31 protein-coding genes and 1 tRNA gene are annotated in these 24,549 nt (G+C 41.5%); 27 read left to right on the plus strand and 5 right to left on the minus strand.

Going from position 1 to position 24,549, the window contains the following annotated elements; all coding sequences use genetic code 11:
• Window positions 1–13: 13 nt before the first annotated feature.
• From IE165_RS10325 to IE165_RS18570, 26 genes are all read left to right on the plus strand, one after another.
• Window positions 14–826 (plus strand): undecaprenyl-diphosphate phosphatase, encoded by an 813-nt coding sequence (locus IE165_RS10325; protein WP_189626545.1) that lies wholly within the window; start codon window positions 14–16, stop codon window positions 824–826.
• A 419-nt stretch (window positions 827–1,245) separates the two neighbouring features.
• Window positions 1,246–3,315 carry a hypothetical protein gene (locus IE165_RS10330; protein ID WP_189626546.1) on the plus strand — a complete coding sequence of 690 codons (2,070 nt, stop codon included), beginning with the start codon at window positions 1,246–1,248 and terminating at the stop codon, window positions 3,313–3,315.
• Between the two features lie 96 nt (window positions 3,316–3,411).
• Window positions 3,412–4,419, plus strand: coding sequence for a DUF1573 domain-containing protein (locus tag IE165_RS10335; protein WP_189626547.1), 1,008 nt, complete (start codon window positions 3,412–3,414; stop codon window positions 4,417–4,419).
• 25 nt (window positions 4,420–4,444) lie between these two features.
• Window positions 4,445–5,368 (plus strand): hypothetical protein, encoded by a 924-nt coding sequence (locus IE165_RS10340; RefSeq protein ID WP_189626548.1) that lies wholly within the window; start codon window positions 4,445–4,447, stop codon window positions 5,366–5,368.
• Window positions 5,369–5,374: 6 nt separating this feature from the next.
• Window positions 5,375–5,695, plus strand: a complete 321-nt coding sequence (locus IE165_RS10345) for a hypothetical protein (RefSeq protein WP_189626549.1) — start codon at window positions 5,375–5,377, stop codon at window positions 5,693–5,695.
• A complete protein-coding gene (locus tag IE165_RS10350) occupies window positions 5,692–6,018 on the plus strand; it encodes a hypothetical protein (RefSeq protein WP_189626550.1) in 327 nt (108 codons plus the stop codon). Before IE165_RS10345 ends, IE165_RS10350 begins: the two co-directional genes overlap by 4 nt.
• Before the next feature lie 42 nt (window positions 6,019–6,060).
• The gene (locus IE165_RS10355) at window positions 6,061–6,996 is read left to right on the plus strand and encodes a hypothetical protein (protein WP_189626551.1); all 936 of its coding nucleotides are present in this window, start codon (window positions 6,061–6,063) and stop codon (window positions 6,994–6,996) included.
• A gap of 9 nt (window positions 6,997–7,005) precedes the next feature.
• Window positions 7,006–7,308, plus strand: a complete 303-nt coding sequence (locus IE165_RS10360) for a hypothetical protein (RefSeq protein ID WP_189626552.1) — start codon at window positions 7,006–7,008, stop codon at window positions 7,306–7,308.
• A 5-nt stretch (window positions 7,309–7,313) separates the two neighbouring features.
• On the plus strand, window positions 7,314–7,670 hold the full coding sequence (locus IE165_RS10365) for a hypothetical protein (RefSeq protein ID WP_189626553.1): 357 nt from the start codon (window positions 7,314–7,316) through the stop codon (window positions 7,668–7,670).
• A gap of 359 nt (window positions 7,671–8,029) precedes the next feature.
• Window positions 8,030–8,332 carry a hypothetical protein gene (locus IE165_RS10370; protein WP_189626554.1) on the plus strand — a complete coding sequence of 101 codons (303 nt, stop codon included), beginning with the start codon at window positions 8,030–8,032 and terminating at the stop codon, window positions 8,330–8,332.
• A complete protein-coding gene (locus IE165_RS10375) occupies window positions 8,329–8,688 on the plus strand; it encodes a hypothetical protein (RefSeq protein WP_189626555.1) in 360 nt (119 codons plus the stop codon). The genes IE165_RS10370 and IE165_RS10375 overlap by 4 nt, the downstream gene beginning before the upstream one ends.
• Window positions 8,689–8,712: 24 nt before the next feature.
• Window positions 8,713–9,027 carry a hypothetical protein gene (locus tag IE165_RS10380; RefSeq protein WP_189626556.1) on the plus strand — a complete coding sequence of 105 codons (315 nt, stop codon included), beginning with the start codon at window positions 8,713–8,715 and terminating at the stop codon, window positions 9,025–9,027.
• Between the two features lie 8 nt (window positions 9,028–9,035).
• Window positions 9,036–9,362: a hypothetical protein gene (locus IE165_RS10385; RefSeq protein ID WP_189626557.1), complete on the plus strand. Its 327-nt coding sequence runs from the start codon at window positions 9,036–9,038 to the stop codon at window positions 9,360–9,362.
• A gap of 396 nt (window positions 9,363–9,758) precedes the next feature.
• Window positions 9,759–10,061, plus strand: a complete 303-nt coding sequence (locus tag IE165_RS10390) for a hypothetical protein (RefSeq protein ID WP_189626558.1) — start codon at window positions 9,759–9,761, stop codon at window positions 10,059–10,061.
• Between the two features lie 6 nt (window positions 10,062–10,067).
• Complete coding sequence (locus IE165_RS10395) at window positions 10,068–10,385, plus strand: hypothetical protein (RefSeq protein ID WP_189626559.1); 318 nt, start codon at window positions 10,068–10,070, stop codon at window positions 10,383–10,385.
• 290 nt (window positions 10,386–10,675) lie between these two features.
• Entirely contained in the window at window positions 10,676–10,921 is a 246-nt protein-coding gene (locus IE165_RS10400) for a hypothetical protein (protein ID WP_189626560.1), read from the plus strand.
• Complete coding sequence (locus IE165_RS10405; RefSeq protein WP_189626561.1) at window positions 10,918–11,280, plus strand: hypothetical protein; 363 nt, start codon at window positions 10,918–10,920, stop codon at window positions 11,278–11,280. The genes IE165_RS10400 and IE165_RS10405 overlap by 4 nt, the downstream gene beginning before the upstream one ends.
• Before the next feature lie 88 nt (window positions 11,281–11,368).
• Window positions 11,369–11,689, plus strand: a complete 321-nt coding sequence (locus IE165_RS10410) for a hypothetical protein (protein WP_189626562.1) — start codon at window positions 11,369–11,371, stop codon at window positions 11,687–11,689.
• Entirely contained in the window at window positions 11,686–12,012 is a 327-nt protein-coding gene (locus IE165_RS10415; RefSeq protein WP_189626563.1) for a hypothetical protein, read from the plus strand. Before IE165_RS10410 ends, IE165_RS10415 begins: the two co-directional genes overlap by 4 nt.
• Window positions 12,013–12,366: 354 nt before the next feature.
• Entirely contained in the window at window positions 12,367–12,717 is a 351-nt protein-coding gene (locus IE165_RS10420) for a hypothetical protein (RefSeq protein WP_189626564.1), read from the plus strand.
• 74 nt (window positions 12,718–12,791) lie between these two features.
• Window positions 12,792–13,505: an AAA family ATPase gene (locus tag IE165_RS10425; protein ID WP_189626565.1), complete on the plus strand. Its 714-nt coding sequence runs from the start codon at window positions 12,792–12,794 to the stop codon at window positions 13,503–13,505.
• 19 nt (window positions 13,506–13,524) lie between these two features.
• Window positions 13,525–15,207, plus strand: coding sequence for an O-antigen ligase family protein (locus tag IE165_RS10430; RefSeq protein WP_189626566.1), 1,683 nt, complete (start codon window positions 13,525–13,527; stop codon window positions 15,205–15,207).
• Window positions 15,208–15,284: 77 nt separating this feature from the next.
• A complete protein-coding gene (locus IE165_RS10435) occupies window positions 15,285–17,111 on the plus strand; it encodes a hypothetical protein (RefSeq protein WP_189626567.1) in 1,827 nt (608 codons plus the stop codon).
• Window positions 17,112–17,172: 61 nt separating this feature from the next.
• Window positions 17,173–17,667, plus strand: a complete 495-nt coding sequence (locus tag IE165_RS10440) for a hypothetical protein (RefSeq protein WP_189626568.1) — start codon at window positions 17,173–17,175, stop codon at window positions 17,665–17,667.
• 250 nt (window positions 17,668–17,917) lie between these two features.
• Complete coding sequence (locus IE165_RS10445; protein WP_189626569.1) at window positions 17,918–18,517, plus strand: hypothetical protein; 600 nt, start codon at window positions 17,918–17,920, stop codon at window positions 18,515–18,517.
• Window positions 18,518–18,953: 436 nt separating this feature from the next.
• On the plus strand, window positions 18,954–19,088 hold the full coding sequence (locus IE165_RS18570; protein WP_262891178.1) for a hypothetical protein: 135 nt from the start codon (window positions 18,954–18,956) through the stop codon (window positions 19,086–19,088).
• Between the two features lie 193 nt (window positions 19,089–19,281).
• Here IE165_RS18570 and IE165_RS10455 read toward each other — a convergent pair.
• Window positions 19,282–19,353 (minus strand) — tRNA-Glu (locus tag IE165_RS10455).
• A 127-nt stretch (window positions 19,354–19,480) separates the two neighbouring features.
• Between IE165_RS10455 and IE165_RS10460 the strand changes: the two genes are divergently transcribed.
• On the plus strand, window positions 19,481–21,967 hold the full coding sequence (locus IE165_RS10460) for a beta-N-acetylhexosaminidase (protein ID WP_189626570.1): 2,487 nt from the start codon (window positions 19,481–19,483) through the stop codon (window positions 21,965–21,967).
• On the opposite strand, the gene ytxJ is transcribed toward IE165_RS10460, so the two are convergent.
• The 4 genes from ytxJ to IE165_RS10480 all read right to left on the minus strand — a co-directional run bounded on the left by ytxJ (window position 21,954) and on the right by IE165_RS10480 (window position 24,462).
• Window positions 21,954–22,286 carry a bacillithiol system redox-active protein YtxJ gene (ytxJ, locus tag IE165_RS10465; RefSeq protein WP_189626571.1) on the minus strand — a complete coding sequence of 111 codons (333 nt, stop codon included), beginning with the start codon at window positions 22,284–22,286 and terminating at the stop codon, window positions 21,954–21,956. The two genes, IE165_RS10460 and ytxJ, sit on opposite strands and share 14 nt — an antisense overlap.
• A 2-nt stretch (window positions 22,287–22,288) precedes the next feature.
• Window positions 22,289–23,005 (minus strand): hypothetical protein, encoded by a 717-nt coding sequence (locus tag IE165_RS10470; protein WP_189626572.1) that lies wholly within the window; start codon window positions 23,003–23,005, stop codon window positions 22,289–22,291.
• A 219-nt stretch (window positions 23,006–23,224) separates the two neighbouring features.
• Window positions 23,225–23,722: a 6,7-dimethyl-8-ribityllumazine synthase gene (gene ribH, locus IE165_RS10475; RefSeq protein WP_189626573.1), complete on the minus strand. Its 498-nt coding sequence runs from the start codon at window positions 23,720–23,722 to the stop codon at window positions 23,225–23,227.
• A 71-nt stretch (window positions 23,723–23,793) separates the two neighbouring features.
• On the minus strand, window positions 23,794–24,462 hold the full coding sequence (locus tag IE165_RS10480; protein ID WP_189626574.1) for a tetratricopeptide repeat protein: 669 nt from the start codon (window positions 24,460–24,462) through the stop codon (window positions 23,794–23,796).
• Window positions 24,463–24,549: the final 87 nt, after the last annotated feature.

Below are 24,549 nucleotides of genomic sequence, written 5' to 3' on the forward strand. Positions count from 1 at the left end.
TAAAATTCATAATATGGAGGAATTAAAAGCACTCATCGTAGGAATAGTTCAGGGGTTTACAGAGTTTTTACCGGTGTCCTCCAGCGGTCACATCGTTATCGCACAGGAACTTCTCGGTCTTGACTTCGGCGAGGAGAACCTGACGTTCGCGATCGTATTGCACTGTGCTACGGCATTAAGCACCATCGTTGTTTTTAGGTCCGATATCATACAGATCTTAAAAGGCCTGCTAAAATTTAACGATAGGCAGGCTATAAATTTCACGCTTTATGTGATCATATCCATGATTCCCGCTGCAATCGCCGGGTTGTTTTTCCTGGACACGCTAGAAGCGCTGTTTTCGAATCTGAGCGTGGTAGGCTGTTCATTGCTGATTACGGCCTTGCTGCTTTATTTTGCGGATCGACAACGTTCCAATAATGGAAAAATTTCTGTGTACAAAGCTTTTTGGATTGGCGCAGCGCAGATGATGGCTGCAATCCTCCCTGGGCTCTCACGATCCGGAAGCACGATAGCCACAGCGGTTATGCTAAAAATAGATCGCACCATCGCTGCACGGTTTTCTTTCCTGATGGTTCTCCCTTTGATAATGGGTGCATCATTAAAGAAGATATTGGACGGGGCGGCGGGCAATTCCAGCTTGGAATCTGCCGAAGCGATGTCTGCTTCCGCCCTTGCGTTGGGCTTTGTAGCGGCATTTGTTTGTGGTCTAATTGCTTGTAAGTGGATGATTGCACTCGTGAAACAGGCCAAACTTGTCTACTTTTCCTATTACTGCGCAATTGTCGGCATCAGCGTATTGTTGTATACCGTTTTCGCCGCCTAGCTGCTTCTTTTTGCTAGGCGATTAATTATACCGTTTTGATTTTCTTTCAGGCTTGGGGCATCCCAAGACCTTCGATAAATAAGGCTTCTTTTTTGATCTGCTGCATGATCCCATAATGGCAGCATCTCTTTTCGCGACAAGCTGGAAAATGCAATAGTATAGGTGTATCACCTATGGTTAAATAATGATGTCTTTTATGTTAATCTTTCGCTGTTTTTATCTCATTGAGCATATTTTATGTTTTAATCATTCATTAATCAGCGTTATGCAAACGATTGTTTTTAAATTATTCTTTTAAGTTTAAAAATATATTTGTATTATCGTTTTGTATTTACCAAATTGACTATGTGAATAGTTATTTGTTGGATTGCGACCAGTATATAAACAGGATTGCCCAGGGTTAATTAAAAGTCTGTACAATGTATAAATTAATACGAAAGATCAAGGTAATGTCGCTGTCTTTCGCTGTGTTTGTGGTTGTTATTGGACATGGCTGTAGCGGCTCCTCTCCTATAACAGACGAACTACAGAAAGTCATCCAGCATTACGGATCTGACAAAGAAAAGGTTGCAGCGGTACATTATTTAGCAAAAAGTCTTTCTTTACATACCATGATCGTCGTCGACAACGAGGATCAGCTGCACAAAGGAATGCATTATGTAGACTCTTGCTACTATGCATTGGCTAAAGGTAGAAGTTTAGATGAATTATCATCGGGTGATTTCAAAGGCAGGTTAAACGAGCTCAGAAAAAGCGTGGATAGCGCGCTTGTCGGATTTAAGAAGCTCAAACCCCGGGTACAGATTGGACCCGCTGAAGAGCTTATCACAGCCGCACACATTATTGAGCACGTCGATCATGCTTTTTTCATCCGTGAGCAAATAAAATTTGTTAGCGACCTAAGTCTTGAAAAATTTATGCAATATTTTATTCCATTTGAAAACACTGTGGGATACCCCATACGAAAAACCAATAAATATTTCAGTGCATTCTTTTCAAAGTATTTACCGCAAGTTGAGAAAAGCAATGTCCCTGAGGTTGTCAAATTCTACCACACCACGGTAGATAATTTCAGGTATCTATGTGGGCAGTATCCTTTTGATCAAAAACTCGGATTTGAAGAATTGCTATTCACCGATGTAGCAGGATGGGATTGCTTTGATGTATCCAGTTTCGGAGCCTTTAGTTTAAATGCATTCGGCGTGCCTACCGGCGTAGCCTATTACTGCGGGTTTAAGTCGTTAAATGGCATACATTCCTTTAATTTTATTGAATCGCAATTGGGCAACTATAGCGCGTTTTCTCTAGAGGGAGGCTATTATTACCCTGTAAAAATAGATGAGCGATACCAACCGGATGATCAAAATTTGAATATATATCGTATTTTATACGAGCATGCCCCCAACAGCCCCTTTAATCTTTCTGAAAATCCATTTGATATTCCCGATAATTTAAGAGACCCGCTCATATCGGATATCACCAGCCAATTTTATAAAACAGGTAAACTTCATGTTAAATTTGCGGAAGAGCATGATAATGAAATTATCTACCTCTGTAATTTTAGCAGTAGAAGTGATTTGGTCCCCGTTACTTGGGGGAAAACCAACGGAAGGCAAGGGCATTTTTTTGCGCAGGTGGTTCCAGAGCGGTTGTACTTTCCATGCCGCTATGATGAAGAGCGAGGCCTTTCTCCTATTGGAAACCCCTTCATGGTGCAGATGATTGACCATACTATGTCCAAGCGGGAGTATGTAGGATCGAGCAACAGACTATCTGTTAATTTATTACGAAAATATCCAGTAAAAAAGCATACAAAAGAGCGAATAGCGGCCTTGGTAGGAACTGCGGTCTTGGCGTCCGATCGTTATGATTTTGGCGATGGGAGTGTAGATACGCTATACCTTTTGAAACATGATCTGACACCTTACCGGCAAGACTTATATCTAAATAATAACAGGCCCTATCAATTCTATAAAATTTTAGCGCCCGCGGAAAGGCCAAACCTACACTTGGCGGAGGTATATTTCCTAAGCAGAGCACGTTACGGTTACGAGAATATTGCTGTGGCTCCCAAGCTGCCGAATTTTCCGGGGCCTCCTAAAAAGGATGACTCGGTGTGGGTTCTAGACGGCCCACTGGCAGAGATGACAGCGAAAGCCGAGTATGACGGCAATGTCCAGACAGCACCCAGCGCATATCCATCCGTTTCGTTGAACCTGAAAGAAGCGCAGGTAATAGACAGAGTGCGCGTTTGTCCGCTGAACGAGCAGAATGGTATCGATGTGGGCGATGTATATACTTTATATACTTGGACAGCAAACATAGGGTGGACGCCGATCGAAACAAAGAAAGCTGCGGGGAACTATCTGCCATTCAAAGATATGTATGTCAATAAGCTTTATTGGCTGAAAAATGATACAAAAGGAAAAGAAGAGATGCTGTTTACCATTGATGAAAAAGGAAATCAACAGTTTATTTACAACGAGTAGCGATTAGCGTTTACAGAAGGGAAATACGTTAAATTATTCTTAAAAAATCCAGCGACAAAAGGTATGCGACAAATTTATTGGTTATGCGGTGTTTTTATGATGATTGTTGCTTGCACAGCGAACAACCCAGCTGTACGAGCGCATCTTACTTTTGCAGAGGTGCAGCAGATTGCCCAGCAAAAAGAGCAGCCGTTTTGTGTGGTGCTCACAGACTCGGCGCAGGAACTCTCCAACGAGTACATCCAATTACTAAAAGGCGAATATGGTTACCTAGCCAAAAAAGCCGTGTTCACCGTTTTGGATATCCGTGATGAGGAAAGTGCGCGGTACATAAAATGGTTGACACCAGTTTCCCTGCCGCTAGCCTGTGTGTTCTCGCCAGACGGACAGCTCATTGACCTGATCCCCGGAGCCGCAAAGGAGAGTTTTCTGTATACCAATGAGGCTATCACAAATCGACACATCACAGCGTATCATTGGCCGAATAGATTTCAAAAAAATAAGCAAGCAGTAGTTCCTTTTCTAAATCAGGCATGGACATTTAGCCATAGCATAGACCAAGGGGATTTTAAATGGAAGAAATACGTGCCGCTTGCCGATACATTGCAATACCCGTATATAGAATATTTGTTGTTTAAAGCCGCTTTGTTGAGCCAAGACTCTACTTATTCTCTAAGAAATGCACAAAGATTATTGTCATGGGAAGCATCTGGAACACTAGCACTTTATAAAGATGAATTTATTGCCGCCAAAAAGGTTGTCGATCCGGATTTTAGCTTGGCGAAAGCTCCCCGTATCCGGACCGAAAAGGAAAGCATTACCCTGTCAAACTTGAACATAGGGCAGGACGTACCCATCGATATTGTACTGCACAACGATGGGGAAGAGCCGCTTCACATTGAACAGATCAATATGAGCTGTAGCTGCGTACGTTTGGAAGGGCCTGATGAGGGGATCGTTATCCACGGAAAAAAATCGAATACCGCACGGTTTTATTTTAAACCGGAGGATCAGGGTGATCTAACTCGAGACATCTTTATTTCGTCAAACGCTCTGAACCAGCCCAATCTTCATATTAATATCCTTGCACATGTTAATCCATAATTATAATATTTTAAATCTATAGACGATGAGAAAACTATTTTTAGTCGCGTTTACGTGCTTTATGGCCTTTACGCAAAGCTGTTCGAAGATTGAGGAAGGCCTTAAACTGCCGGATGAAAATGCATCGGCACTCCATTTACCCAAGGAAAGTGAAGCGTATGGGAAAGCGGTGGCACAAGAAATAAGAGGGATCGTGAACAACTGTAACAAAATGGATATAGATCTCTCGACTACGGGTGGCTCCCCTGAATCTAGAACCCGGTTTTATCAGGATATTTATAAGGCTAGCCCTACGGTAGCGCGGACGAAGGTTTCAATCAATCGATTACAAACAACTCCGGAAGTTTATTTTGAAAAAATAAATAACCTGACACCGATCCAAATTGAGTTCGTGGAGCGAATTGTAAAAGCGTGTGAACGAAGTACATCTCATGAAGATCTTACCGAAAAATTATCTACTATTGTAAAAAAAATATCGGAGAAAGTTCCTGAAATTCAGCAAGAACGACTATTCAATGTAATAGCAGTCATGTATTATGGATTGAATGAGATACTGCGTCTTGAAAAACAAGGGCATATATCTACGGCAGGAGGTTTTAATACACATATGCCGAGGTTGAAGTCTTTTTCCGAGAATGGTGATGGCGGAGGAGGATGGGGAGCCGCATGCCGTAAATTTTTAGCCACGGGATGGGTTATAGCTGTTGGAGAGCCGACTCCTGCCGGTGAGATTGTGATGTCTGTTGCTACGGTTGTTGTCGCAGGAGTTTTGTTATATGAGGTGATTACTTGTAGAACATCAGGCACAAGTGGAAACCCAAATCAAAGTTATTGTCAATTGAGATATGCAGGTTGTAAATCATCTATTCCAAATGGCTGTCATATTTGCTTACGATATTGTCTAGTTCAAGGAACATGGCCTCCATATTCATCTCATAAATGTACGTAAATAGTTATGATAGCTTTTAAATTGACTTTTAAGAACGATAGTTTTGTGCTGCCAATATCACAGCAGGAAAATACCACTATACATGTTTATGACAATGGCGGAGTTGGCTTGTTATACGCTACTTCATTGAACGAAGACTCCCTTAAACAGGATGTATGGTTGGATTCTACGGTAGATATCGGAGATGTTTTAGAGTTAGAAATTATGGAAACAAATGAGGTAAGCAAGCCTCTGGAAACAGTAACAGTAGAGAAGATAATTAAAAAATCTAAACGGGAGGTTTTCCTTGAATTAGAGCAGGATTTAAAACAAAGGGGATTATTATGAAAGGATTTAAATTATCTATCAATGATCATAAAGCTATAATGGGCGGCATCCAAGACGGGAGTACCGGTGTTATTGTGTCACACAAAGATGGGAAACTTCAGGTGTTCTTTAATAGCATGGATAAGACGGGTATGCTGTCGTATACCTGGTGCGCTGACAATTTATCTTTCGAAGACAAATTGAAAATAAGTTATCAAAATATTTATGAAGAGTTAAGCCCAATAGATGTTTTGGATTATACAAACCAAGAAGAGATGGATAGAGTAGCGCTGGAATCATACTATCAACTCAGAGACGAATTGATTGAAGAAGGTTTAATTTGACGATACATAATCTATCATGACAAACACTTTGAAACACACCAGATGAGAAAACTATTTTTAGTCGCGTTTACGTGCTTTATGGCCTTTACGCAAAGCTGTTCGAAGATTGAGGAAGGCCTTGAACTGCCGGATGAAAATGCATCGGCACTCCATTTACCCAAAGAAAGTGAAGCGTATGGGAAAGCGGTGGCACAAGAAATAAGGAACATTGCGCTTAATTTCAGTAAAAAAGGAATCGACTACACAAGGGTCAATACATCTCCTGTCATTAAAAAACAGGTCATCACCGAGTTGTATAAGGATATCCCTAGAGTAGTCCAAACAACATCTACACAAGCCAACTTCACTTTTGAAAGTAGGGTTCCCCCTGAGAATTTTAGTGCGCTAACGGATGCCCAGCTGAGACTTATTGACAAGATATTGGATGAATATAGGATCAGTAAATCAGATGAAGCACTTTTCAAAAAACTTAAAATTTTAAATGAAGAGATCTACAGGTTGCCGGAGATTGAACAAGAACGGCTTTTTAACCTATCAGCCGCATTGTATTATGGTTTAAAAGAAATTAATAGCTTAAAGAAGGAGGGGCTAATGGCTCCTACAGGATTATTTTCGTCAAATAATCCTAGGCTCAAGTCTTTTTCAAAAAATGGGGATGGTGGTTCGGGAGGTAATACCGGGGAGTGTAAACAGACTGAGTCGGCAACGGCAATTGCTGTGGGCTCAGAAATCGTTATAAACGGTGTGAAACATGTAGTGAAGCAAAGTGCATATGCTGCGGCCAGAGCACTTTGGATTGTGACTGCTTGTTTGTTACAAACATCCAGTGGGCCCGATTGTGAAGCCTTGGCGATTCGATGTGTTGAAAAGAGGTATAAAATTGTTAATGGGCGACCAGTCAAAATGGAATGTGCTCCATGTAGAAGCTTTTGTGTTTCTAATGGATATTGGAACCATCGTTCATGTCCTTTAAACTGATAGTACAAAATGAAAGGTTTTCGTATTAAAATTGATAGACAAAAAACTGACATAGCTGTAAGAAATGGGGTGGTTGTTATCGGGGTTGATATCGGGGGGGATCTTCATATAAATGGCCTAGATTTTTACTCAGCAGAGCGTTTAAAATGGAGTAATATTACACTTAGAGATGGTATTAAAGTCAAAATAACAGCTGCTGACATCGATCGCACAAATCCGCCGGTGTTGAAGGAAAGGATGGAAAACGAAGCAATCTTGAAAGAATACAATGATTTAAAGACAATGCTTACGGAGAAAGGGCTTCTAAAATGAAAGGAATGAAAATGCGATTCCGGAACGATATTTCTTATGTAACGGTTGATTTTCCCGTATCGATATTCGTATACCAAAGGTTTGGTTATTTTCATCTTGAGGTCTCTGGTTTGGATTCCAAAGAAACTATCCACAAATGGATTGATGAAAAAATAGAGGTCGGCGAATATATAGAATTCGAGGTTGTAGACATAGAGGAACACCTATCCACAGAGGCGGCACAAAAGGAAGCCGCGTTTGTGGATGTCCCTTTGGGTGAAGATGGGTTAAAGGAGATGTATGCCCAGCAACTAGCAAAATTTTATGCATTGCAAGCGTATCTTCTTAGGGAGGGGCTGATCGAGCAATCTATCAATGGTTAATGTCCCGCCGCTAAAATCATTCTCCGAGGAAGGTGATGGCGGAGGAGGATGGGGAGCCGCATGCCGTAAATTTTTAGCCACGGGATGGGTTATAGCTGTTGAAGAGCCGACTCCTGCCGGTGAGATTGTGATGTCTGTTGCCACCGTTTTTGTCGCAGGAGTTTTGTTATATGAGGTGATAACATGTCCGAAAAAAGAAGACTTAGATCATTGTAGACCATTGCTGAATAAATGCGTAACAAGGGGACACAAGTATGTAAACGGAATAAGGATAAAAATGCAGTGTGATCAATGTTGTTTCTTTTGTACAAGTCAGGGATATTGGGATTATGCTAATTGTCCTTTAAATTAATTGCCCTATGAAAGGATTAGATATTGAAGTGAACGATCAAAAACAAGGTATCGGCGTTGTAAGAGGCACTATTGTTTTATTGATTGAAACGAATAATGGTATGAGCATTACAGGTTCTGATACTAGCAGAGGACTTCAAGTTAATTGGAATATTCCGCAGCTTAATGATGGCGATAAAATTAAGATTATGGTTTCCGAGAAGTTGAATAACCTTGCGGAAAGCTACTATACAAAAATGCACAAATCAGCGCTTCTGGAGGAATATTACCGTTTGGAAAAACTTCTTAAAGATGAGGGAAAAATAAAATGAAAGGCTTTAGTATAAGATATGCCGGTCGCATGATCAATATTTCGCCTAAACATAACGGCATAATTATGATTAATCAAAAAGACGATCAATTTCATATGCGGGTTTACGGAATGGAAGAAGGAGCTCGCGATAAGGCAGAGTTTTCTTATTGGCTTGATTCAACCTTGTCTATCGGTGAGCTTATAGAGATAGAGATAAGAGATATTCAGCAATCTTCAGCGCCAATGATTGAAAAAATGGCTTTTTCGGATGTCGTGGAGATTAGTGATCATGAATATGAGACAATATTGAATGACAGTATGTTAAATTATCTTGCTATTCAACGTATTCTCAAAGAAGAGGGATTGATCACGTAGTCGTAATTCTTAATAAATTTTAAAATGATTGGATTTGAAATAGCTATTGGTAGCGCACAAAAAGTACTTAATGTAGCCACTGATAATACATTAATAGTGGTTTTAGACCCTGGGGAATCAAGCGAAGAGAGTTCTTTATCTGTGGTAGGTTCAGATTCCTCATTCAATTATATCAATTGGCCCGACCAGAAGTTAAAGATCGGAGACAAAATAAGGATTAAGATTGCAAAAATAGAAAACGTTTCTCCTCCTGCAGCCAGTAATCCAAAAGAAAGAGCTGTATTGCTGGAATCTTATAACAGACTTAAGGTTAAACTTAAAAAGAAAGGACTATTATAAATAAAACTATGAAAGGATTAATCACAAAGCGCAACGGAAGGGATTATAGAATACCCTGTGCCGTAGTACTATGTATCGCCGCTCCACGCGATGGGTTTATTTTAGAAGGTGGCGGGTATATCCATTCGCGTCAAAAGTTAGAGGAAAACATCGAATACGAATTTGAACTGGTGGAAATCGATAGGCCTTCGGAAATGTTGTCCCAAGATAATGACTTTTCTGAAGTAGATTTTGAACATGAAAAATTGATTGAGGGCGATGATTATCAGTTACGTCAGGATATGCAAGAATTTCGAAGGCTGGAAGCGATATTGAAAGAAGAAGGAACGATTTAGTTCGAAGTAATGTGCCGCGGCTAAAATCATTCTTCGAGAACGGTGATGGCGGAGGATCGAGGAATTGTAGAGCAGAGCGGTCGGCATTTGCCATAGCTATTGGTTATATCAACGCTGTGGGCGAAAAAGCGGTAAGGGGTGACACGAGCTGCGGGAGCGGCGATAGGTGCATTATATAATTACTCGGTGTGTAAATAGGATATTAGATAACACTGGGCGATGTTCACAAATTTTTTCTGTATGTCAAAGCCCCGCTAATCATCCGACCTAGGTAAATAGCAAACCCGGCACCAGTATGTCCAAATGTGCCGAATGCTTGAATCAATGTAACCGGTCAAATGGCCAATGGAGATGTAGCACGGATTTTAAAAATCCTTATAGATAAAATTGATAAAAATGAAAGGTTTTAAAATTGCAATCAATGGTCATGCTGCCATAACACTCCATAGCTTTTTCAGCCATGTTATCTTGACCAAAATAGACAATAGGTATCATCTTTTGATGTATGGGGGGGATGAGCAAAACAATCGGTTTGCATGGGAAGCAAAAGTTTTGAAAGAGGGCGATTCTATTGACATCCAAGTTCAGGACCTTGAGGCGGGCACGGTACCGAAAGTTACTCCCGCTGAAGATCTTGCTAGCCTTAAAGAAGAATATGAACATCTGAAGCCAGAGCTTGAAAAAAGAGGATTAATTTAATAAAATATGATTGGGATAATGACGAATTGGGACGGTCAAGAATACAGAATTCCTGCCGATGTTTATCTAAGCTTAAATCAAGACACGCTAATTCTGCAGTCTGAATATCTTTCTATTTGGAAAACAGCTGCAGTAGGAACGGTGTTCGAGTTGTCGATTTCCAGTTTTGATAAGGCTACCGGCAAAGTTTTAGAAAATCCAGATTTTTCACATGTGGATTTAGCATATCGAGAATTAGTAGATGACGAAGAGTGGCAACTACAAAAGAGATTGGAGAAGTTTAAAAGACTGGAAGCCATACTAAAACAGGAAGGAATGATCTAATACAAATCTCCTACCGCTAGTGCACTTTGGATTGTGACGGCTTGTTTGTTAATGAGTGGGATACACCTGATTATCACGCAAGATGTCAGCCATACCTTCAAGCTTGTATTCGCAAAAATAGTCGTTTATCACAAAGCCAAAAAATGGATTACAGCAGTTGTTATGGTTATTGTATAGGAAATCATGGTCGGTGGGACGTTAGATGTATCGTGAATGGTTGGTTGTAAATTATGAAAGGTTTTGAAATAAACATAAATGAGCGAATTTTTCGCGTTGGAGTAGACTTAGGTATGCTACTCATTGTTATACACAACGATCAGGGAGGCTTAACAATTACCGGCGTCGATGATGTTTCCGGAAAGAAGTTGGACTGGGGAAAGTTCGAGCTCAGTGCGGGTGACATAATTTCCGTCACCGCGCTTGATGTTGCATGTAATACGGTAGATGCTGAATCTGAGGATAGAGATGTGCAGACGTTGCTTACCGAGTATCATCATTTAAGAAGGTATCTCACTAAACAGGGTTTAATCAAATGAATGGAATAATAATTAACTATAAGGGCCAAGAGATCAATATTTCAACAGCGTTCCTGTCGACAATTTTCCTATACCAAGATTATGGGACGTATTTTGTCGAAGTTGGGGGAACGGAGAGGAATCCTGATGGGACCGGAATGTCTTATAAATGGTTAGACACTAAAATAGCGTTAGGAGAGACGATAGAAGTTAACATAGTAGGGAATGAAAATAAGACCTTATCAAGCACCGTCACGGAAAAAGCTGAACTTCCTGAATCTGTAACGTTATTGGAAGAAAATAACGAAGAATTCCATAGCCGACTGCTTGATAAATTTTATAAGCTTCAAAATATATTAATCAAAAAGGGGCTGTTATAAGGAGAACATTCGATTGCTTTTTCTAAAAAATGGTTTTTGTAGCACTTAATGCCATTCATGTTTAGCTTATATATGTACGTAAATAGTTATGATAGCCTTTAAATTGACTTTTAAGAACGAGAGTTTTGTGTTGCCAATATCGCAGCAGGAAAATACCACTATCCATGTCTATGACAATGGCGGAGTTGGCTTCTTGTATGCGATTTCATTGAACAAAGATTCTCTTACACAGGATGTATGGTTGGATTCTACGATAGATATCGGCGATGTTTTAGAGTTAGAAATTATGGAAACAAATGAGGTAAGCAAGCCTTTGGAAACAGTAACAGTAGAAAAGATAGATAAAAAATCTAAACGGGAGGTTTTCCTTGAATTAGAGCAGGATTTAAAACAAAGGGGACTATTATGAAAGGATTTAAACTATCTATCAATGATCATAAAGCTATAATGGGCGGTATCCAAGACGGGAGTACCGGTGTTATTGTGTCACACAAAGATGGGAAACTTCAGGTGTTCTTTAATAGCATGGATAAGACGGGTATGCTCTCGTATACCTGGTGCGCTGACAATTTATCTTTCGAAGACAAATTGAAAATAAGTTATCAAAATATTTATGAAGAGTTAAGCCCAATAGATGTTTTGGATTATACAAACCAAGAAGAGATGGATAGCGTAGCGCTGGAATCATACTATCAACTTAGAGACGAATTGATGGAAGAAGGTTTAATTTGACGATACCTAATCTATCATGATAAACACCTGTCCAGTTTATAAATCAGTTATATGAAGGGTTTTGAAATTACCGTAAATAAAAAAGGAAAAAATAACGGCTGCAGTCTACGCCGGCGTTGTCTTAATTACTTTATCCAGCAACGATGGTATCGATATCAATGGCGAAGATGAAGAGTTAGGAGTTTCTTTGCAATGGAAGCAAGCTAACCTCCACGTCGGAGACAAGATTGAAATAATGGCGACGGAGATAGAGGTCGTGAGTTCCGTTGTAGAGAGAGGCGATATTGACAGACAGCATATGCTCGCTGCATATCAAAATTTAAAAGAGTTTCTAATTAAAGAAGGAAGATTAAAATGAAAGGATTTGAAATACGATGTAGTGACCGAACTTTTATTGTTTCTGCGGAGCCATGGACAGCTGTTCTGATCTATCAGAGGTATGGATATTATTACGTCGATTTGGAGGGATGGGAAATAAAGCCTGAAGAGCGTATTATTCCTAGAAAACGGTTTAGTCTGACCCTACCTTCCGATACCATTATACAGGTGGACTTTAAAATAATAGAAAAAACTACTGTTTCCAAATTAAGTAACAATGTGGTGGAAGCTGTCGATTTTTTCCCCTTGGTAGAGGAAGACTTTCAACAAATGACAGCCAAATTTCACACGTTGGAAGCATTGCTTAGGAAAGAAGGCATCATTTAATACGTAGCATTTGCATTAACCCGTGAGCAGGTGAAGGCTTCCGTACGAATGAAATTTGCCATCATAAAGAATATATGATCTATATCAGCAAGATACGTAATCGCAGGCCGCAAGAGAGCCGTACAACTTATCCCTATAGTATTCCTTCCATTATCAATCTGGAAGAGCTGAACTTGCGCAAAGAAGTCACTTTCATTATTGGAGAGAACGGATCGGGAAAATCTACCTTGGTGGAGGCCATTGCCATAAATGCCGGTTTCAATCCCGAGGGCGGGAGCCGTAATTTTAATTTTTCTACGCAAGATTCCCATTCTGTGTTGTACGAAGACATCCAGCTTATACGTACAGCATATCGTAATAGAGATGGTTTTTTTTTGCGCGCGGAGAGTTTTTACAATGTAGCCACCGCGGTAGATGACTATCTCGTTCAAGGGGCATATGGTGGATCCCTACATATGCGTTCGCATGGCGAGAGCTTTTTGGCCCTTTTGCACAATCGTCTGCATGGAAACGGGCTCTATATTTTCGACGAACCGGAATCTGCGCTCTCCATGATCAGCCAAATGAATATGTTGGTCCGTATTCAGCAATTGGTGGATCGGTCTTCCCAATTTATTATCGCTACACATTCGCCTATCTTGATGGCTTACCCGGATGCGGACATCTATCAGGTATCTCCTGAAGGAATCCACCCGATTGCATACAAAGATACCGAACAATACAGATTAACCAAATATTTTATGAATAATCACATGAAGATGCTGGCCGAACTGGGGCTGGATATTTAAGTTTTAAAGTTGTTTTCAGATGAACAGCTACAAGGTCATTTCGTGCGGCACCATTATCGTGCTATTGTTGTCCTCGGTCATGTTCTTGAGCTTGGATTGTTTGGTGGATGGCCAACTGACGTCGAAGTGGTATGCCTTTGTATTGCTGTCCTGTATGGGTGGACTGTTGACCTTATTTGATCGAAATTACAAGATAGCCGTCGACAAAATAGGGCTGATGTTGACACTTCTCTTGCTCTACCTGTTGATCAGGGGAGTCTTGGCTGAAATACCGGTGATAGAAATTGCCGTATTGATTTCTCTATCTGTATTGTACCTTTTTTTTCAACAACAGGTAGTTCCGGCAAGAGTCATTGACTTTCTTTGTCTCGGAATTTCCCTGTTGGCAGCAGGCTATGGATTGTTGCAATATATATTGGTCTTGCCGACGGGCCAGGAGTTTCGAATTTTGGGATCATACGGCAACCCTTCCGGTTTGGCGGCAAACTTGGCTTTTTCGTTCCCATTTTTATTGGTGTTTATCCAGCGGTATAAGGTCTTGTCCGCTTGCTGTGCGCTAATCTTGTTGTTGACGGTTGTGCTGACGGAATCAAGGGCGGGATTGCTATCAATAACGGTCGTGAGCGGGATTTGGTGTTTCCATAACTTTCCAGCAAAGTTCAAACCCTATAAAAAGTATATAGGAGCTGGTATGATCCTCGTGTCCGTTTTGTTTTGCGGTTACTTATTTTTGCTCAAACAAGACTCAGCCATCGGCAGAACACTGATTTGGAAAATAAGCGGTAATCTGATTGCCGATCATTTCCTTTTTGGAGGAGGAAGCTACGGTTTTCATAAGGAATATATGCTGTATCAGGCAGAGTACTTTGCCAGGTATCCGGAAAGTAGTTGTAAGCTGTTGGCAGACAATATGATGCATTCCTTTAACGAATATTTGATGCTAACTGTCCGATATGGAATATGCGCACTTTTAATGGCGAGCTATACGTGGATGCTGTTGATCAGAAAGACGCAATGGTGCTCACCATATCTGCTTTCCATCATTTCGATCGGTATCTTTTCCCTGTTTTCGTATCCGTTTCAATACCCACTTACAGGGGTAGTTTTGATGTACTGTATGGTGCAGATAGCCAAAGAAAGCAGGTCGATAGCAATTATTTCGGGCAGCTGGAGCAGACTGGCGACCTTTTCTCTTATTTGTATAGCCGCTTACTTATTGATCAAAGATATTCGATTTGAATACAAATGGAATCGGGTGGCAGAGCGTTCTTTTGCGGGCGAGACCGGGAAAATGTTGCCTGCATATGAAGCACTCCACCGCTCTTGGAACGGGAATCACATGTTTTTATATAATTATGCTGCAGAACTGAACCATCGGGGTTGGTACCAACAAAGTCTAGAAATCCTCGATGGTACACTCAACTACTGGAATGATTACGATATCCAGATGCTTTTTTCCGACAATCACAGGGGATCGGGAGACTGGTGCAGTGCCGAAAAGCACCTGAAGCTGGCGGCGAACATGTGTCCGAACCGTTTTTTACCTCTCTTCTATTTGCATGATGTCTATGTGAAAACACATCGTCGGGATAAAGCCCTGCATATAGCCCATGAAGTTGTAAACAAAGAAGTCAAGATTCCCTCTTCGACTGTTTCGTTCATCAAGGCGCAAATGCAGGAGTATATTGAAGATCAAGACTGAATGATGTTATTGTTAATTAACGAAATGTTACCACTTTTGAAATAAATTCCATATAGCTTTAAAGAAATAAAGCCGATATGCAAAAAAAATTTATCTTGATTATTATCATACTCACCGTCTTTATTGGAGCATGTCAAAGACAGGAAATCGTATCCGAGGCAGGGAACGATCTTAGGAAAACTGCTTCGGGTCTGGGAGAAAAACTTGAAAACCCCTATTCACTCCCAAATATGAAAAGAGCTATACAATTATTGATGTCTGTTGCTCCCGATGCAGATTTTCCAAGTGTAAGTGATCTGTCGCCGACACATTTATATGTACGGTTCCTACCAGCAGACTATGAGGAAATGCAAGTTCTGGAGCAGGACAGTACACTGCTGTATGATCCCGTTCCGTTTGGCTATGAAAACTCCATGGATTTGGATTACTACCATGATCCTGAAATACCGGAAGATAAAATAACATGGCTTTATGCATTTGTTCCTCATGATTATAGTTTCCCCGATGTCCAGTACGAGGTTTTGGAAGAAATATACATGCCGGAAGATGGCGAGGATGAACTTGAGACCTTAGCGATGAAGATGACCGATAATCTTGAAAATGAAGTTGTCAACGGGCATCAGCTCATGTCGAGCAACCTGAACGACAGGGAACTTCTCGGTTTATTCAGCAGGAGGTTCAACCCTTCGGGGACAATAATGGTACAAAATAGCTTTGGTGGATCAGTGCCCTTGCGGCGAGCTGCAATATACATAAAAACGCTTTGGTGGAATGATGTATCCCAGACAAATGATAACGGTTATTATTTTGTAAATAGGAGATATAAGCATACTCCTTCCGTTAAGATATGGAATAGGAACAGCACGAACTATACGACGCAGAGATGGACGGAACATGCTGGATTTTTGGTCAGCGATAAATTGGGCGAGGGAAAAGTGTTCAATTACACGATAGAACACACCACGGGAAGCAAACGCGACTTATGGGTTAAGGCAACAATAAACAATGCTTATGTGATTTACGATGATTTCACGAGAGCTAATCAGATAGCTCGTCCGGATGGTTTAAGAACTTGGGTCTTTAAAAGTTCGAATTACGGTGGAGCTCCATTGCTCCACAACCGCACACTCCGATCTTACAGTGTACATTATCCAGGGATTGCAAGTAGGAACGGAGAAAACTTTGGATCACTCGTTGGGAAGACAGGTATATTTTCCCTCAGTCCTATCATGGATCTTATTACGCGCGCAACGATTAGCCATGGCAATCTTCCCGATATTGTCATCGGTACTTCCGGCAAGAATACCAGTGAGATCTATGCTATGGTATTTCATGAAGCGGCACATTACAGCCATAAGGCAAAAGTAAGCAATGCTTATTGGGCAAATGTGCAGTATCAAGCTATGTTCGATAAAACAAATGGCACTTATGGGGATGGATCGCCAGCCTACGCAACGTATACTGGCGTAGCTGAAGCATGGTCTTATTTTATTGAATATCAGCTGATGTATCAAACGTTTCCAAGTTCTACAAGCGCAACAATCCCAAATATAAGGGATGGTAGGTATAATAGAAATATGACAGCATACTACGGTGATCCCTCCACTATTCCGGGAAGTGCGAGTGACGCCGCAAGTTTTGCCCGTTGGATCCCATCCGGATTATTCCGAGATTTGATGGATAGTGACAACAATGCTTTGCAGCTTAGAAGTGGCACAAGTTATAGTTCCATAGTGGACAGCGGAACAGACAGGGTTTCAGGGTTTACATATAAACAGCTCTATGACCTGTTGACTCCTGATGTTACTTCTATGACAGTATTGAGACAAAAGATAGTTGCGCAGTATCCACCTAAGAATACCGCCAATCAAGTTACCGAGTTATTTAGGTTGTATGGCTATTAGAATAAATTGCAAAAGACTTGTCTTGTATAGTTCTGTCTTAGTGCTATCCATATGCACTGCTATGCGGTGCAAGAAAGATGATTATGTTTATTATGACCTACAGGGTTTGGAAGGAAAAAAAATAGATATTAGCCTTACTCCAACCAACTTGTCGTATAAAGTAGGAGAGTTGATTTCGATCACAGGGACGATGTTGCCGCAAGATATTGGTCTTGATGATTTTAAGAGCTTAGAGGATCCAAGCCTTTCGGATTTCCGTTTTTACGATCAAAACAATTTACCAAATATCGACTATGACGCATTTGGATTAGTAGGTGTCAAAACAGGATTTAATAGCGATAAAACGGCATACAACATAAAGTATACCTACGTAATTAAGAAGTCAGGTTTATATAAAATAATGAATGATCCTTCCTTTTCGAGTCAAAATATATACAGTTTGATTTATATAAGCGTATTGACAGGCAAACGTAAACCTAAAGGGTATCGGGGGTATGTTCCGTTAATTTTCACGAATAACGATAAGACGTTTATCGATATAGAGGTCGTAGAATAGGACTACATAACCCAATATGCCATCAGCAGCATTATGCTAAAGGTGCTGATGGTGACGTTTATAACCTACGTAAAATGAGAAACCCTAGGCTGAACGTTATATGCTGTCTGCTAACCTGCCTATTATGGGCAGGATGTAAACGAAAGTTGCCCGAGCCTCTTAATCCGAGAGAGGGAAAACCATCTATTTTGGACTCTGTGAACATGCGTTTTAAGGATGTGTATGAAAAATACCGAGTTATTTAGGTTGTATGGCTATTAGAATAAATTGCAAAAGACTTGTCTTGTATAGTTCTGTCTTAGCGCTATCGATATGCACTGCTATGCGGTGCAAGAAAGATGATTATGTATATGAAAGTGTAAATAGAATTGACGGAGCTAAAGTATTAGTAACTCTATTGCCAGAAAAAACAAGCTATACGGTAGGGGATACGGTCTCGATCGAGGGGACATTTTTACCAAAAGATTTTGGGATGGAAGATTTTTCGATGATAGAAGACAGCCCTTGGGTGAAGGATTTCATGTTTTTTAAAGTCGGATCGCATGATATCCTGTATGATGTAATTTCAATTATTCAAAATGACAACTTTAGAAATGAAAGTTTTTCATCAGATTACCTATCTTATAGCTTTAAAAGATCATATCGGCTTGAAAGAGCAGGGAGTTTTCATATAAATCATGGCGTAGAGAACACATGGAACAATAAGGATGCTCAGGGTAATATAATTTACAGTGCGTTGAGTATAACGATACTTTCAGGAAAAAGAAAACCTAGAGGATATCGTACTGATGCAATAATGTATTTTACGAATAACGATAAGACGTTTATCGATATAGAGGTCGTAGAATAGGACTACATAACCCAATATGCCATCAGCAGCATTATGCTAAAGGTGCTGCTGGTGACATTTATAACCTACGTAAAATGAAAAACCCTAGACTGAACGGTATATGCTGTCTGCTAACCTGCCTATTCTGGGCAGGATGTAAACGAAAGTTGCCCGAGCCTCTTAATCCGAGAGAGGGAAAAACCATCTATTTTGGACTCAGTGAACACGCGTTTTAAGGATGTATATCTTTGGAATGATCTGATCGATCTTTGGATGCAAATGCCTTTAAGGAAATTGGAGAAGGCCTTCGCAAAAAAATCATGAAGGATCTGGGGCTTAAATAAGCATCAGGTTCTCATGAAGCCTAAAAGGGACAACATTATGAAAACCTTGAAAATCATCATCGAGCGCCGTGCCGATATGTTCGGTGTTTATGCAGAGAATGCCGAAGGCATCTATGGGGGAGGAGAAAAGTGATTATGAAAATATATATCATTTTGATGTGGAAAGCCTATTAAAGTACTATAAAGTACTATTTACCAACTCCAACTCCAACTCCAACGACAGCTACAGCATTATTCTTCTGGGCTAAAGAAGCCTCGCCAGCCCCAACTGAAAAAAATAGAGGAAGGGCTTCATCGGCTTGTTGCTGAATTACAGGCACTGGACTTAGTATAGGTCTCTTAAAATATTGAACTATAAATGACCTAACGCTAACAGTTTGGGTCACAGATTTTTTGCTGCCATAAAAAAAGGAGACAACCAATAAGCAGTGTCTCCTTAAGTAGCCCGTAGGGGAATCGAACCCCTGTTTCAAGAATGAAAATCTTGCGTCCTAACCCCTAGACGAACGGGCCTTTTTTGTGTTTCGGTGTGCAAATATAGGAAGGATTGTCTATTCTCCAAAATTTATTCTAAAAAAAATATAATTTAAAAAAATACGGTACATTTAGCCCATAGCAAAAGCTGGATAGCAGTAACAACATGAAAATAAAACCTCTCTTCTTGATGACCTTGGCGACGGTAGGTTTCGCAAGTCTTTCTTTCTGTTCCTATGCGCAGGTTGCAAATTCCCCCATTGCCCTGTACTGGCGGAAGACCGCATCCTATAATGGTAAAGATAGCCTTAACCTAGACTTGGTGCTAAAAAATACGAGTGCACAGGTGGTTGATCTAAGCAATGCGGATCTGTGGTTCAACGCTATTTTTCCAATTGAGGAAAGGCAGACGACGAACTATACGTTGAGCGATGAAAATGGCAATCTGTTTCGGGTGCGTTTTGCAGACGCCGCACAGATCCAACCACAAGACTCGCTGCAAATCACCTATGCTTCAAAATATCCGATCTTGAACGTTTCCAACATACCCAATGGCTTTTACCTGCAAGATCGATCCAATCCGGACATCGTTTCTCCGCTCTCGCTGAGTGTTACTGCGATACAGCCGGATGATAGCCAGCAGGCGGCCTATTGGGCACGGTTGTATACCAAAAATGAAACGCGCCAGCTATCTACTGCCCGGAAGCAGGTGCTGCCGACGCCGAAGAAAATGAACGAGCGTCAGGGCAAGCTCGTACTGGAGGGAACCATTTCCTATTGGATAGATCCAGCGTTTGAGGTAGAGCGGAATAACCTGCAGGGATTCGCCAATGCTTTTGAACAGCTGACTTTTACAGGATCCGAAGCGGACAAGGCGCAGATACGCGTTAAGCAGGTTGCAGGTTACAGCGACGAAGCCTATAGCCTGCGTATCCAGAAAGATGGTATACGAATCGAGGCGAGTGAGGGTGCGGGCGTATTCTATGCATTGCAGTCCCTACGATCGCTGCTTTCGCCGGCTGCTTTTCAAGGTAGCAAGGTGACGTTACCTTTGGTGGATATCGATGACGAGCCAAGATATGCCTATCGCGGATTTATGATGGATATCGCGCGCAATTTCAAGGAAAAATCGACGATCCTGAAATATATCGATCTCCTTTCCCGCTATAAGATCAATACGTTCCATTTCCATTTTATTGATGATGAAGGTTGGCGCATAGAAATTGCGGCTTTACCCGAACTCACTGCCGTAGGTGCCAATCGTACAGCGATGTTTGCTTCAGGACAGAGCATTCAGCCCTCTTACGGCTCGGGAGCTTCCTCCTCGCCTCATAATTTTCTCACCCGAGAGGATTTTATCGATATACTCCGTTATGCCAAACAACGCCATATAACCGTGGTGCCCGAGATCGAAACGCCGGGCCATGCACGTGCATCGATCAAGGCAATGGAGGCGCGCTACCATGCTTACCTAGCGAAAGGAGACAAGAAAGAGGCAGAACGATATCTGTTACACGATCTGGAAGATCGTTCGGTTTACAGCTCTGCGCAATATTGGAACGACAATGTCATGAATGTAGCATTGCCTTCCGTCTATGCCTTCATTTCTGTTGTTTTGGATGAATTCAAAAGCATGTATGCCGATGCAGGATTAACACTGCAGAAGGTATCGCTAGGTGGCGACGAAGTGCCGAGCGGCGCTTGGGAGAAGTCTCCGAAGATCAAGCAATTGATGGACAGTTTAGGCATGGCGTCCGTTTACGAAGTTTGGCCTTATTATATCGATAAGATAAATCATCTCTGCCAAAACAAGGGTTTGCAGCTTGCCGGATGGGAGGAAATGGGTATGGTGAACAAGGGTAATGGAATGGAAGTGAACCAAGAACTCGCTTCGGCCAATATACAGTTGGATGTATGGAACAACCTCATCGGTGCGGGCCAAGAGGATTTGGCCTATCGCTTGGCCAATGCGGGTTATCCAACTGTTTATATCAGTGCCAACAATAATTACTTTGATATGGCATGGGATACGAACTTTGAAGAACCGGGACTGAAATGGGCATCCTATGCAGATCTTTACCAATCCTATACCTTTCTTCCCGAAAATTTCTTCGCATCCATACAGCACAGCATCAATGGTTCCAAGTTCGAAGAGGGACATTTCCGTGGAAAAAAGCGGCTGAATGAAAAGGGCAGATCTCATCTTCTTGGTATAAAAGGCGGGTTATGGGCAGAAACGGTCGTGACGGGAGAACGATTGGACTACATGGTTTTTCCGAGGCTTTTTTCGCTAGCCGAGCGAGCTTGGGCACCCCGGAAGCGCTATGAAGATGATGCCAAATTTGATATCCATGCATTCAACAAAGATTACAGCGAATTCCTCAACAAAGTAAGTGAGGTAGAGTTGCCCAAAATAGCGGGATTGGTGAAATTTAGGTTGCCGGCAGTGGGTGTGAAGGAAATGGATGGAAAACTGCACGCCAATGTGGAATATCCCACTTTTAAAATCTATTACACCACGGATGGAACCAAGCCTAACCTAGGTAGCCAAATGTATACGGAGCCACTTGTGTTGCAGGCAGGGCAAGTGTATAGCTTTGTTGTACTGGATGCCGAGGGCAGGGCCGGAACGGTTTCCGTTATTCGGAAATAACGGAAACAGCGTCTTTAAGCTCGATGTCCTGATGCGAAGCATGATACAAGCACGAGTCTCCTTGGAGCAGCAAAAGCTGGGGAGACTCATGTGTGACCTTCCACGCTTCCGCTATGTAAGCGGATATCTCCCTAAATTGGATAAGATCTAGGTAATACAACGATACATCTGCAGGCAGGATATCCATATCATACTCCACATTGCGTTTGGCCATGCTGCTCACAGAGCAGCGTGTGCTATGTTTGAAAATCAGGAAGGGCTCGTTCGATGCCCTCAGTTGTTCGAGCTGTTGTAGCCCGGTTAAATTTTTCCAGCTCATGATTAAAGGGTTGAAAATTTGGAATCTTCCATTTCCGTAAATGCGGCAACGGTGGTAAACGATGTGCTCTTATCTTGGTTGTCTATGCTTTTGAAGGTCGTGGGAAGAAACAAACCTCCGCCGATATCTTTGTAGCCGTTTACATAAAACTCATTTCCATCCTTATCGACCAATTGTTTTATATAGCCGGTTTCCGGATTGAAATAGAGCTCCCCACCCAAGCTGTTGTCTTTTAGCTGGAAGGTGATGTGCTGCAGTTTTTCGGCGTTAACAATTTTCAAGCTTGCCTTTCCGGCTTTATCGACCAAGGTAGGCAGAAAAATAAAACGTGCGTCTTTCTTAAACTGTTCGTTTATTTTGGCGAAAACGTCATCTGCCTCCGTGGAATTGGGCTTGCCTTCGTTTCCATTGCTGGAAAGCTTCAGCAGTTTATCGGTCTTGCAATTGAAAATAGCGACGATGTTGTCGCCATCGCCCAGTCGGCCTTCAAAACGTACTTGACCGGATCGCTTGTCGATAAGGAACTTACGGCCGCTTTGAACGTGTTTGGAATCGTTGCCACTAGCCGCAAATAAGATGTAGTTGGTATTGTCCCAACGGTTTTTTCCACCAACACCTTTCCATAGTAAAGAAACAGATTCTTGGCTAGCTTGTGCCACAACCTGTTCTCCTGTTAAAGCGAGAAGACCAATAATCGCTGCCGTTAAATATGTTTTCATAGTTTTTTGCTGAGTAAAAAAGAGATGGCACCCACTTCCACACTAACTGAATATGGGATGCCTAAACGAGTTTGCTATTTCGTCCTGTGCTTTTTTTTGGGATAGGTACTGTATGCCGCGCATTGTTTTTGCGAAGAACAGGATGACAGGATGATAGATCCCAAAAAGAGGGTTCCGATGAGGAGGACGAAATTACGTTTCATATGTGCCATGTTTTGGTTAAACCGAAGGGAACCGTTGGCTTAAAAGGGCCATTTGGATAGCGGTAATAGCCGCCTCCTCGCCTTTGTTGCCATGTATTCCGCCAGAGCGATCAAGCGCCTGTTGCAGGTTGTCTGTTGTTAATACGCCGAAAATGACCGGTTTATTGTATTTGATGGCAACATTTGCTATTCCGTGTGCCACGGCGTCGCATATAAAGTCGAAATGTCTTGTTTCGCCCTGGATGACACAGCCCAAAGTGATAACGGCATCAAATGCCTTATTCCGAAGCACGATATCAGACCCAGACACCAGCTCATAACTGCCGGGAACCTGCAACACCTCCATGTCACCATCATTGACGCCATGCTTTTTAAGCCCTGTGATAGCGCCCTCCAGTAATGCGCCCGTTACTTGGGCATTCCACTGCGATACGACAATGGCAAATTTTAACCCCTCTGCATTCCCGACTTCTAAATGAGAAAAGTCGGAAAGATTTTTTATGCTGCTTGACATGCGGGCAAAGATAAATAAAAAAGGCTGCTTTATGAAATAAGCAGCCTCCGCGTCTTTTTGGTAATCAATGACTATTGTTTCGCTTGCACACGTGCCAATGGCCCATCGATCATATTAGCTTCAGGACTTTCCGGGTAGTCCGATTTTATCGATTGATAGGCTTTCTCAGCGTTTTTGAAATCTTCTAATACTTCATATACCAGTCCTAGTTTTTTCAGGAATAGGGGTGAGGTGTATGAATTTTTACTTTTGTCAGCGGCTTTTTTATAATAATCGGCTGCAGATTTATAATCTTTAGACTCTGAATAGGCGTCACCAATCAATCCGGTAACCAAAGGATCTAAAATTTCGCTTCCTGTATCGGAATATTTTTGCAAATACTTGATTGCTTCCTGAAAATTGCCTTGACGCAGGTACAATCCACCAAGGTATGCATTGGCGATGTTTGCAGATTTGGTGTTGGAATACTCATCGGCGATTTCTTTAAAGCCCATAAACGATCCATCCCCATTTATTGCTTTGGCCTGTAGCGAGTCTATCATGGCATATTCCTCAGCTTTGTAAATCTCATTGGCAGCCTTCTCTGCACGCGGAGCCAGGTATAATTTCTGATAACCCCAATACAGCAATATCAAGACGATGATTGCGCCAACGATGAAGATTATGCTCTTTTGGTTGTCCTGAAAAAATGAACCAGTTGATTTTTTAGGCTCTATTGGATTTACATTTGTGTTTGACATCTGCTATGATCGTATAATAAATATGGAACGCAAAATTACACTTTTAAAAGTTTATTGCAAGTATTAATAAAAAATCTCGGCTTTATA

The organism is Sphingobacterium griseoflavum (genome assembly GCF_014653155.1).
Lineage (GTDB): Bacteria > Bacteroidota > Bacteroidia > Sphingobacteriales > Sphingobacteriaceae > Sphingobacterium > Sphingobacterium griseoflavum.